Source organism: Flavobacterium sp. (assembly GCF_044377315.1).
Classification (GTDB): Bacteria; Bacteroidota; Bacteroidia; order Flavobacteriales; family Flavobacteriaceae; genus Flavobacterium.
Map to the genome: position 1 here is coordinate 1 of NZ_JBILJG010000028.1, position 11,603 is coordinate 11,603.

The 11,603-nt window shown below is 33.3% G+C and carries 12 protein-coding genes; 3 read left to right on the top strand and 9 right to left on the bottom strand.

The annotated features are described in order from the left end of the window. The first annotated feature begins 406 nt into the window (after positions 1-406). A complete protein-coding gene (locus ACIQ66_RS09295) occupies positions 407-901 on the top strand; it encodes a nuclear transport factor 2 family protein (protein WP_396212527.1) in 495 nt (164 codons plus the stop codon). 4 nt (positions 902-905) lie between these two features. On the opposite strand, the gene ACIQ66_RS09300 is transcribed toward ACIQ66_RS09295, so the two are convergent. The 5 genes from ACIQ66_RS09300 to ACIQ66_RS09320 form a co-directional block, all read right to left on the bottom strand. Beyond that, complete coding sequence (locus ACIQ66_RS09300) at positions 906-1,703, bottom strand: hypothetical protein (RefSeq protein ID WP_396212528.1); 798 nt, start codon at positions 1,701-1,703, stop codon at positions 906-908. A gap of 24 nt (positions 1,704-1,727) precedes the next feature. Continuing rightward, a complete protein-coding gene (locus tag ACIQ66_RS09305) occupies positions 1,728-2,678 on the bottom strand; it encodes an L-threonine 3-dehydrogenase (protein WP_396212529.1) in 951 nt (316 codons plus the stop codon). Positions 2,679-2,849: 171 nt separating this feature from the next. Then, positions 2,850-4,226 carry a saccharopine dehydrogenase family protein gene (locus tag ACIQ66_RS09310; RefSeq protein ID WP_396212530.1) on the bottom strand — a complete coding sequence of 459 codons (1,377 nt, stop codon included), beginning with the start codon at positions 4,224-4,226 and terminating at the stop codon, positions 2,850-2,852. Positions 4,227-4,345: 119 nt separating this feature from the next. Next, on the bottom strand, positions 4,346-4,669 hold the full coding sequence (locus ACIQ66_RS09315) for a hypothetical protein (protein ID WP_396212531.1): 324 nt from the start codon (positions 4,667-4,669) through the stop codon (positions 4,346-4,348). A gap of 9 nt (positions 4,670-4,678) precedes the next feature. After that, positions 4,679-5,440, bottom strand: coding sequence for a DUF3108 domain-containing protein (locus ACIQ66_RS09320; RefSeq protein WP_396212532.1), 762 nt, complete (start codon positions 5,438-5,440; stop codon positions 4,679-4,681). A gap of 126 nt (positions 5,441-5,566) precedes the next feature. On the opposite strand from ACIQ66_RS09320, the gene ACIQ66_RS09325 reads away from it, so the two are divergent. Together ACIQ66_RS09325 and pckA are read left to right on the top strand one after the other, a co-directional pair. Beyond that, the gene (locus tag ACIQ66_RS09325) at positions 5,567-5,950 is read left to right on the top strand and encodes a DUF423 domain-containing protein (protein ID WP_396212533.1); all 384 of its coding nucleotides are present in this window, start codon (positions 5,567-5,569) and stop codon (positions 5,948-5,950) included. Between the two features lie 83 nt (positions 5,951-6,033). Further along, positions 6,034-7,659: a phosphoenolpyruvate carboxykinase (ATP) gene (pckA, locus tag ACIQ66_RS09330; RefSeq protein ID WP_396212534.1), complete on the top strand. Its 1,626-nt coding sequence runs from the start codon at positions 6,034-6,036 to the stop codon at positions 7,657-7,659. Positions 7,660-7,765: 106 nt separating this feature from the next. Here pckA and ACIQ66_RS09335 read toward each other — a convergent pair whose 3' ends face one another. From ACIQ66_RS09335 to ACIQ66_RS09350, 4 genes are all read right to left on the bottom strand, one after another. Next, complete coding sequence (locus tag ACIQ66_RS09335; protein ID WP_396212535.1) at positions 7,766-8,047, bottom strand: F0F1 ATP synthase subunit epsilon; 282 nt, start codon at positions 8,045-8,047, stop codon at positions 7,766-7,768. Positions 8,048-8,122: 75 nt separating this feature from the next. Then, positions 8,123-9,634, bottom strand: a complete 1,512-nt coding sequence (gene atpD / locus ACIQ66_RS09340; RefSeq protein WP_396212536.1) for a F0F1 ATP synthase subunit beta — start codon at positions 9,632-9,634, stop codon at positions 8,123-8,125. A 191-nt stretch (positions 9,635-9,825) separates the two neighbouring features. Next, positions 9,826-10,266 carry a LexA family protein gene (locus ACIQ66_RS09345; RefSeq protein WP_396212537.1) on the bottom strand — a complete coding sequence of 147 codons (441 nt, stop codon included), beginning with the start codon at positions 10,264-10,266 and terminating at the stop codon, positions 9,826-9,828. Then, positions 10,257-11,531, bottom strand: a complete 1,275-nt coding sequence (locus ACIQ66_RS09350; protein WP_396212538.1) for a Y-family DNA polymerase — start codon at positions 11,529-11,531, stop codon at positions 10,257-10,259. Before ACIQ66_RS09350 ends, ACIQ66_RS09345 begins: the two co-directional genes overlap by 10 nt. Positions 11,532-11,603 lie beyond the last annotated feature (72 nt).

An 11,603-nucleotide genomic window follows, 5' to 3' on the forward strand; every position in this document is an offset into this window, starting at 1 on the left:
TTGTGCTCTTTGTGCCTTCTTTGTGCCTTCTTTGTGTCCTTTGTGGTAAAATCAATCCCAAATTTACTAAAATTGAGTTAACTTAGATGTTATTTATTTTACTTTTAAAATTGAACCACGAAGACCACGAAGTTTTTACACGAAGTTCACTAAGATTTGTGCTCTTTGTGCCTTCTTTGTGCCTTCTTTGTGTCCTTTGTGGTAAAATCAATCCCAAATTTACTAAAATTGAGTTAACTTAGATGTTATTTATTTTACTTTTAAAATTGAACCACGAAGACCATGAAGTTTTTACACAAAGTTCACTAAGATTTGTGTTCTTTGTGCCTTCTTTGTGTCCTTTGTGGTAAAATCAATCCCAAATTTACTAAAATTGAGTTAACTTTGATTTTCAAATCTAAAAAACATGAAAAAATATTTCTTCTTATTTTTGGTTATTGCTAGTTGTGCTTCTGTTCAAAATATAGATTCTGAAAAAGCTCAAATTACAACAACACTTGATAATTGGCACAAAGCAGCCGCAAATGCTGATTATACTAGTTATTTTGATGCTATGACCGAGAATTCTATTTTTATTGGAACAGATGCAACCGAGAATTGGAATAAAGAAGCTTTTCAAAAATTTGCCAAACCTTTTTTTGATAAAGGAAAAGCTTGGAATTTTACCGCTCTTGAAAGAAATATTTACTTCAGCAAAGATGGCAAAACAGCTTGGTTTGATGAATTGCTAAACACACAAATGAAGATTTGCAGAGGTTCGGGCGTTTTGACCAAAGAAAATGGTAGCTGGAAAATAAGTCATTATGTGCTTTCTATGACCATTCCAAACGATACTACTGATGCTGTTATAAAAATAAAAGCGCCTATTGAAGACGCTTTGATTAGTAAGTTGAAAAAGTGATATATCAAAATTGATCAAACTTTACTTTTCCATTTGAGTCATAAATAAAATTCCATGTCCTAAAAGAGGTTCCTGTAAGTTCGTTTGCAGGGTTATATTCTCTTTTATCATATCTTTTAAAATTGTTTTTTGACAAAGCTCTGTAAAAGGTTTCTTCAAAAATTAAAAGGTTTTTTAATGGATTTTCAGCATTGTCATATTCAGAAAAAATTTCAACTGTTTTCAAAATTAAATTTGAGTTTAGAAACTTTTTGGTTACTATGCTATCTATGTTATTACTTTGATTGAAATAATAAATAGAATTTTCAAATTCATTATTTATTGTCTTAGAACTTTCTTTTAAAATCCCATTTGAATTGTAGGTGTAATATGTCGTATCTCTTTCTGGAAAAGCATTTTCTCTATAAACTGCTTTTTTCAGAATTCTGTTCTGACTATCTAAAAATAATTTTCTTTCAAATTTTAGAACAGTAACTATGTTTGAAGTGGTTTTCTTTTCAATAAATATTTGATTTGGCAAATACGTTAGTTGATCGAATATTGTTTCAACAAATGTATAGTCATAACCTGTAGACTGGTCTAATGGTGTCATACCGCCAATCCTTTTTTTAATACTATTGTTTGAATCGTATTCAAATTTCACTTTATTGTCTGAAGAATTATTTTGTAATATTCTACCAGGATAAAGCATATAATTATAATAATAATTCTGAATTAAATCATTAGAATTTGTTGTATTACTATCATCATTACTGCATCCAAAAACAGAAGCAATTAAAATTATAAAAAGTATTTTCTTCATCCTATTTTTTATAAATGTAATAAATTAATAAACATTCTCTTTCAACTGTTTTAACATTTCTACCGTCATAGTTTCGATGTTGAATTTGTTTTTCCAGTTCCAATCTTGTCTTGCTTGGCTGTCGTCTATGCTGGCTGGCCAACTATCGGCAATTTTTTGTCTAAAATCTGGTTTGTAAGTAACTTGTAAATTAGGAATATGTTTTTGGATTTCGGCTGCAATTTGGGTTGGCGTGAAACTCATGGCAGCTAAGTTGTATGAAGAACGTATTTTGATGCTTTCGGCTGGTGCTTCCATGATATCAACAGTTGCTTGTATAGCATCTTCCATGTACATCATTGGCATTTTAGTTTCTGATGAAAGGAAACATTCGTATTTACCATCGGTTATGGCTTTGTGGAAAATATCTACTGCATAATCGGTAGTTCCGCCGCCTGGTGGTGTTGACCAACTTATTAATCCAGGATAACGGATGCTTCGCACATCTACGCCAAAAATGTTATGGTAATATTCACACCATCTTTCGCCTGATTGCTTACTAATTCCGTAAACGGTTGATGGTTCCATTATCGTGTATTGAGGTGTGTTTTCTTTAGGAGTTGTAGGGCCAAAAACAGCAATACTTGATGGCCAAAATATTTTTTTTATTTTTTTTGCTTTCGCCAAATTGAGAACGTGAAACAACGAATTCATATTCAAATCCCATGCAAAAGCTGGATTTTTCTCCGCTGTTGCTGATAATAATGCTGCCATCAAATAGACTTCTTCAATATGGTATTGTTCTACAAGATGTTCGATTTGGTTATAATCGAGTGCGTTGATTACTTCAAATGGTCCTGAGTTTACAACATCATTGTTTAGTTTTCGGATGTCAGACGCAATTACGTTTTCTACTCCGTGAATGGCTCTAAGTTTGTGCGTTAACTCGGTTCCTATTTGTCCGCAAGCGCCGATTATTAATATTTTTTTGCTCATGTTGTTTGTTTGTAGTTAGTAAATATTTTTTACCATATAAGGCATTTTAGTTCATATAAGCTTGATGCCAATTTTATTCTGATGCGTTAGGGATAGCAATGGAAATCCTTTTGTGGAGTGCAACGGAGCAAAAGATTGGAATGTATAGCCCGCTCGAACGCCCAAAAAATCTTAAACCGCAACCACTAATTTATCGGGATTGTAACCTATATAAGGCATTTCAGTTTCTTTAAAAATCACACCATATTCTTCGAGTTCCTTGAGAATTGGAAGATAAACTTCTTCTTTTATTGGAAGTTGTACGCCAGGTGTTTTTATGTTTCCATTTAGTATTTGTAATGTCGCCATTGCTACTGGCAAACCAACCGTTTTTGCCATTGCAGTATAGGTTTGGTCGTCTCCAATACAAACCATTTTGGAATCGATTTGGTGTTGTTTTCCGTTTAGTTCGTAACCAAATTTATGGTACATTACAATCATGTCTTTGTCATTAGGCTGTAAAGTCCAACTATCGTTGAGAATTCGCTCTAAAATTTGTGCAGGTGTTGCATTTTTGAGGCCTACAATTTTGTTGGCATTGAACAAATCGAGTTCTAACAGTTTGTCCCACATACTATCATCTTGCTCGATGTTGAGTGCCAAACGCATTTTGATTTCGACAGAATCTGTTGGATGGTATGGTAAAAATGAGTTAGTAAACTCGCGAAAACTCATGGTTTCAGAGTTTTCCATTGTATATGAATCGTCTGTCATACCTAGTTGTACAAACATATTCCATGCTTTAGAAAATCCTACTCTACGAATGGTTCCGCGGTACAAAGTTAATGCATCGTCTAATCCGTAAACACTTCTGTATTTTAGCGAATCGCGGTTGGCGTAACCTTCAAATTTTCCGTAACCTTCGACCATCAAAAACTCGGTTCTTCTGAATAATTTGTGGTACGGAATGTATTTATATTTTCCTTCTTGAATGAATTTGGCAGCACCGCCTTGACCAGCCAACACTACATTTCGTGGTGCCCAAGTGAATTTGTAATTCCAAAGATTAGTGTCAGATTCTGGAGCTACTAATCCGCCGCAGAAAGACTCGAACAAAATCATTTTTCCTCCTTTGTCTCTAATTTCATCAATCACTTTCATGGCGCTCATGTGGTCAATTCCAGGATCTAATCCGATTTCGTTCATGAAGATTAGATTATTTTCTTTGGCAGCAGCATCGAGACCTTGCATTGCATCGGAAACATACGAAGCGGTTACCATGTGTTTTTTGAAAATGACACAATCTTTTGCCACTTCAATATGCATGTGTGCTGGAAGCATCGAAATAACAATATCGGCTTTTTGAATTTCTGCTTGACGTTGCGATTCGTTGGTGATATCTAATTGAATTGCGGTTGCATTAGGATGATTATTGGTTTTACGTTGTGCTAGTTCGATTGATAAATCTCCAATGGTAAGATGTAACTTTTCAGCAGCAGACTTAGTTAGAAGATATTGAATTAGTGATGAAGCTGAACGACCAGCCCCTATTATAAGTATATTTCTCATATTTGAATAAAAATAGAATACAAATTTATGAATTTGGAATGATTTTTTGTTATTTTTTGATAAAAACAAAAAAGCCCGCGCAAAATCACACGAGCTTTTGAATTTTATGTAAACAGAAGTTATTCGAGATCTTCTAAATCTTCTAAATCTTTTTTGGCTTCGATAGTACTTTCAATTTTAGTTTGTTCAAAAATTTGATCTTTTTCAACTTCATCTTTTATGAGAAATGTTTTCCCGAGAACAAAAACAGCACATAAAATTGAAAAAATAAATAAGTTTTTAGGAAGTTTTTTTTGATTGTCTTCAGATTTAGAAAAAGTTAAATAAGAAAAAACCAATGCTAAAACAATAGGTAAAAACGCCAATGAGTCAAATGGCAAAAAGGAAAAAACAGCTCCTAAGACAGAAAAAATAATAGCTAAAATTAAAAATGTTTTTCTCATATTTACTTATTAAACACCAGTTGCAGAAGTTAATACTAATTGTCCCGTTCCTACAGGAATGCTAAACTTCATAAGAGCTGGAACCTTTTTATCATCAGCTGTTAACCAAATAATATTTTTGTCGGTTCCTTTTAGTTTATTAGTTTTAGCTCCAATAGACAACTTGTAGCATTTTTTGTCACCAAGATTCCCAACTTCAATAATTTCAATACCCATCATTTTGATAGTTACCGGAACTTCTTTTTCATCAAAAACAATTGCAAATGATTTTGTTGCGCCTGTTTTCATAGAAGCTAAATCGGCAGAACGCAACTTATACATCATTGAAACCACATCTTGCGTTGATTTTCCAATTGTAAACTTTCTTGTAGTTTCAACTTTATTTTTTTTAGAAGTTGTACTTGTTACCGACGTGCCTTTTATAACATATTTTTCATTTTTGATATAACCTCCTTCATTTATACTTCTTTTGTATAAACTTGGCATCATTGTAGTTGGATTGACATACGATTCATATACATCCCTAATTTTAAAAAACTTATCCCATTTAGAAAATGTTGAAAGTTCGCAACTGATATGTAAATAATTGTTTTTGGCTGTTTTTACACTTTCGGTTGACATGGTAACTTGAGCAATGTGTGTCATAAGTCCGCTCATGTTGAAGGAACCCGCATAAACTAATTTTTCGCCAGATGGAATTCCGGCAGTTGTGGTTTCTGCTTTGAAAGAACATAAAAGTAAAGCAGTAAGAATAACTAAAGCTTTTTTCATTGAAATCTATTTAAAGTGCAAATGTAAAATTTTAAACTGTTAAAATATAAAAGAAAACTTAAAATTGGTCTTCAATTAATCTAATAACTAATACTTTTGCCAAATAGTATTTCAAACAGAAGAAAAATGGAGAAAAAAATTATTTTAACAGCAGGTTTTTTTGGAATGTCAGCCGTTATTTTAGGTGCTTTTGGAGCACATGCTTTTAAAAACGTTTTAACAGCAGAGCAATTAGTTTCGTTTGAAACTGGTGTAAAATACCAAATGTATCATGCCTTATTTCTACTTTTTTTGGGAATGAATACACATTTGCCATTAAAAACTAAAAAAACCATACTGACGTTAATCATTTTAGGAATTATCTTTTTTTCTGGTTCGATTTATTTACTATCAACTAAAGCTGTTACAGGTATTGATTTTAAAGCTATTGGAATTGTCACGCCTATTGGAGGTTCTTTATTAATAGCAGCTTGGGCTGTTTTGACATTTAATTTCTTCAAGAAAAAGTAATAATTCGTTAATTAACTACAACGTTGTAAATATAATTTTTTACCTTTGCATTCTATTTATTAATTGCAATACAACACAAATTTATGGATACATCTGCTCAAACAACGAAATCGATTTCGCTAGAAAAATACGGAATAAAAAACGCTCAAGAAATCATTTACAATCCTTCATATGAATTTTTATATAATGAAGAATTAAGTGATGGTTTACAAGGTTATGAAAAAGGCCAACTTTCAGAACTTGGAGCTGTAAATGTTATGACAGGAGAATTCACAGGTCGTTCACCAAAAGACAAATATATAGTTAAAGATGCTATAACAGAAAACACTATTTGGTGGAATTCTGAAAAAGCAGTAAACGATAATAAACCAATTTCACAAACAACTTGGGAAGCACTTAAAGAAACAACGGTAAACCAACTTTCTGGTAAACGATTATTTGTAGTTGATGCTTTTTGTGGCGCAAACGAAAATACACGTCTTAAAGTTCGTTTCATTATGGAGGTGGCTTGGCAAGCACATTTTGTAAAAAACATGTTCATTCGCCCAACTGATGCTGAATTAGAAAATTTTGGCGAACCTGATTTTATTGTAATGAATGGTTCAAAAACAAGTTTTAAAGATTACAAAACACACGGATTAAATTCGGAAGTTTATGTTGCTTTTAATTTGACCGAGAAAGTTCAATTGATTGGTGGTACTTGGTATGGTGGTGAAATGAAAAAAGGGTTGTTCTCTATTATGAACTATTATTTACCTTTAAAAGGAATGGCGTCAATGCACTGCTCTGCTAATAAAGGAAAAGATGGCGATGTTGCTGTTTTCTTTGGATTATCTGGAACAGGAAAAACGACTTTATCAACCGATCCAAAACGTGAGTTAATTGGTGATGACGAACACGGTTGGGATAACGACGGGGTTTTCAACTTTGAAGGTGGTTGCTATGCAAAAACAATTGATTTAAGTAGAGAAAACGAACCAGATATTTATGCTGCTATCCGAAAAGATGCTTTACTAGAAAACGTAACAGTTGATGCTAATGGCAAAATTGATTTTAAAGATGGTTCTGTAACTCAAAATACCCGTGTTTCTTATCCAATATACCATATTGATAATATTGTAAGACCAGTATCAAAAGCTGGTCATGCTACTAAAGTAATTTTCTTAACAGCAGATGCTTTTGGAGTTATGCCTCCAGTTTCTAAACTAACACCAGAACAAACTAAATATTATTTTCTTTCAGGATTTACAGCCAAATTAGCTGGAACTGAAAGAGGTGTTACACAACCTGAACCAACTTTTTCAGCTTGTTTTGGAAAAGCATTTTTATCACTACATCCAACACAATACGGTCAAGAATTGGTTAAAAAAATGGAACAACACAAGGCAACTGCTTACATGGTAAACACTGGCTGGAATGGAACAGGAAAACGTATTTCGATAAAAGATACACGTGCTATCATTGATGCTATTCTTGATGGTTCAATCGAAAAAGCAGAAACTAAAATGATTCCAACTCTCAATTTTGAAGTTCCAACAGCTTTACACGATGTAGATTCAGCGATTTTAGATCCTAGAGACACTTATGCAGATGCTTCTGAGTGGCAAACAAAAGCCGAAGATTTAGCAGGTAGATTTATCAAAAATTTTGTTCAATATACCGATAATGAAGAAGGGCAGAATTTAGTTAAATCTGGTCCGCAGGTATAAAACAAATTTAATTCAAAATTTAAAAATCTCGTTTCGGCGGGATTTTTTATATGCAAAAAGCCAAACAAATAAATGCTTGGCTTTTTAAATAGTTATATTTTTTTTCTTAATCCGCTAAGACAATTACTTTGTTGTCTTTCATTTCTATTGTACCCGAATTGATATCAAGCGTATAGTTTTGATCGTTAACTTTAGTAAACTTGTCTGCTACTTCTTTGTCAAGTTTAAAACTTGGAGCAGTAATTTTAACTATTCCTTGTTTTAAAATAGAAACAATTGGCGCGTGATTATTCAAAATCTGAAACGAACCATCAACACCAGGTAAAGAAATTGAAGTTACTTCGCCTGAAAATAATAATGCCTCTGGTGATACTATTTCTAAAATCATATTTTTAGTGATTAGTAATTAGTGATTAGTGATTAGCCTTATTTGAGTACTGCTAACCGCTAACTGCTAACTATATTACGCTTCTGCTAACATTTTTTGTCCTGCTTCTATAGCATCTTCAATTGTTCCTTTCAAGTTGAAAGCAGCTTCTGGCAAATGGTCTAATTCTCCATCAATAATCATATTAAATCCTTTGATGGTATCTTTAATATCTACTAAAACTCCAGGAATACCTGTAAACTGTTCAGCTACGTGGAATGGTTGAGATAAGAAACGTTGTACACGACGTGCTCTAGAAACTGATAATTTATCTTCTTCTGACAACTCTTCCATACCAAGAATCGCGATGATATCTTGTAATTGTTTGTACTTTTGAAGAATCTCTTTTACTCTTTGTGCACAATCGTAGTGTTCAGCACCTAAAATTTGTGGTGTAAGAATTCTAGATGTAGAATCCAATGGATCCACAGCTGGATAAATACCTAGCTCTGCAATTTTACGAGACAATACGGTTGTTGCGTCTAAGTGAGCAAATGTTGTTGCTGGTGCAGGGTCAGTTAAGTCATCTGCAGGAACGTAAACCGCTTGTACAGATGTAATAGAACCTTTGTTTGTAGAAGTAATACGCTCTTGCATCGCTCCCATTTCGGTTGCTAATGTTGGCTGGTAACCTACCGCTGATGGCATACGTCCTAAAAGTGCTGACACCTCAGAACCTGCTTGTGTAAAACGGAAAATATTATCTACAAAGAAAAGAACGTCTTTACCTTGGTCAGAACCAGCTCCATCACGGAAATATTCTGCAATAGACAGTCCAGAAAGTGCCACACGTGCACGAGCTCCTGGTGGCTCATTCATTTGTCCGAAAACGAAAGTAGCTTTAGACTCTCTCATTCCCATTTTATCAACTTTAGATAAATCCCATCCACCTTCTTCCATAGAATGCATGAATGCGTCACCATATTTTATAATTCCTGACTCTAACATCTCACGAAGCAAGTCATTTCCTTCACGTGTTCTTTCTCCTACTCCTGCGAATACTGAAAGTCCACCGTGACCTTTTGCAATATTGTTAATCAACTCTTGAATCAATACTGTTTTACCTACTCCAGCACCACCAAACAATCCAATTTTACCACCTTTTGCATAAGGCTCGATCAAATCGATTACTTTAATACCTGTAAATAAAACTTCTGTAGAAGTTGATAATTCTTCAAATTTTGGAGCAGCGCGGTGAATTGAAATTCCGTCATCTCCTGTTTTTGGTAAGTTTCCTAATCCATCAATAGCGTCTCCGATAACGTTGAATAAACGTCCGTAAACATCTGCCCCGATTGGCATTTTGATTGGGTTTCCAGTACCAACTACTTCATATCCTCTACTCAATCCATCTGTAGAGTCCATAGATACAGTACGAACCGTGTTTTCTCCAATATGAGATTGTACTTCAAGCACTAATATAGTACCATCTTTTTTTGTGATTTCTAATGAATCATAGATTTTTGGAAGTTCAACATCCTTACCGTTGAATACTACATCAACTACTGGTCCAATGATTTGGGCAACTTTTCCTATTACTTTTGACATTGCTTATGTATTTATTAAATAGCGTTTTGTAATTATAAAATCAAGCTGATTTTTCGTGTGCAAAGATAATTTTTCTAATTTGAAAATCAATAGAAATATTCTATTTTTTTATTCACATTTTAAATTTTTAGTATCACATCATTATAAACGACAAGAATTCTTTATCCTTTTGCATAATTTGCATCCAAAAACTAAACATTCTTAATCACATACGTCACTATTCCCCAAACGATTAGTTGATTTTCATCTGTAATATTAATTGGATGGTAATTTTTATTTTCTGGCATCAAATACAGACCGTCTTTTTCGACTTTTATTCTTTTTACGGTAAATTCTCCGTCTATAAAACAAATGGCAATTTTGTTATTTTTAGGCTCTAAGCTTCTATCAACTACCAAAATGTCTTTGTCATTTATTCCAGCATTTACCATCGAATTGCCTTTGACTTTTATATAAAATGTAGCCAAAGAATTTTTGGATAACTCTTTATTCAAATCGATGTTGTTTTCCATAAAATCGGTTGCTGGCGATGGAAATCCTGCTGAAACACCTTCTTGTACGAAAGGCAATTTTAGGTCGCTTTCAAAATCTGGGCGATAAAAAATTAAGGTAGCTTCTTTTTTTATTGACATTTTATTTCTAGAATTTCGTTGAATCTTGTGGTAAATCTTGGTGATAAATGATTTTGATTCATATTCCAAGTTAGATTTAAATTTTGTGTGCCTAATTTTACTTTTCTGTCTCCAATTTTAGCGTTCAAATGATCCATTGCTTTCATTATTGCTAAATGCTTCGGATTTTCTTCTTCAAACAATTGAAGTTGCTTTTTGTCTTCGTCTATCAATTCGGTTACGATGACGCCTGCTTTTTTAAACTTTATTCCTTCGTTTCCTTTGTGCAATTCTTTCAACATCGAAATAGCCACATTAGAAATAGTCAGTGTTGAGTTCGTAGCAAATGGCAATGTTACGGCTTTATTGAAATAATATTTTTGCGATTCGTATTTGTATTTGTCAATCACCAACATTACAATAATGGTTTGACAGCACGATTTTTGTTTACGCAATTTCTCAGCACAAACCGACGCAAAAGTAGCTACACGTTCTCTCAAATCGTCAAATTCTGAAATTTGTTTTGGAAAACTTCTTGTGGTGGCAATGCTTTTTTTTTGTTCCCGAATAGACTCTAAATCTAAAACCGATTTACCTTCTAATTCATATTTCAAGCGTATTCCGATAATGCCCATTTCTTTTCTTATCCAAACTTCGTGTTGCGGTTTGGTAAAATCATAAGCCGTTAGAATATGGTGTGCCATCATTTTTTTTGTTAATCTGCGACCAATTCCCCAAACATCTTCAATTTTCGTCCATTTTAATGCTTTGATTCGCTTCTCTTCTGAATCGATTATATAAACTCCTTGTGTTCTTTCTTGAAATTTTTTGGCTATTCTATTGGCTACTTTTGAAAGGGCTTTGGTTGGTGCAAATCCGACACAAACAGGAATTCCAACCCATTTTTGAACACGGTTTTTCATTTGAATTCCATAATCATGGTAATCAGAAATATCCATTCCGTCAAAATTCAAAAAAGCTTCATCGATACTGTATATTTCTGTATTTGGCGTAAAACCTTCGAGAATTTTCATCACCCGATTGCTCAAATCACCATAAAGTGGATAATTAGAAGAAAAAACTTTGATGCTTTTCTCTTTCAGAAGTTCACGAATCTTAAACTCAGGGGCGCCCATTGGAATACCTATGTCTTTTGCTTCATTGCTTCTAGAAATAACACAGCCGTCATTATTAGACAAAACAACAACTGGTTTTCCATTATATTGAGGTTGGAAAACACGTTCGCACGAAGCATAAAAATTATTACAATCGACTAATGCATACATGTGGTAAAATTAGTCAATAAATAAATTTTACAATTGTTAAAAATAGAATTGTTGATAAATAAAAAAACTAAA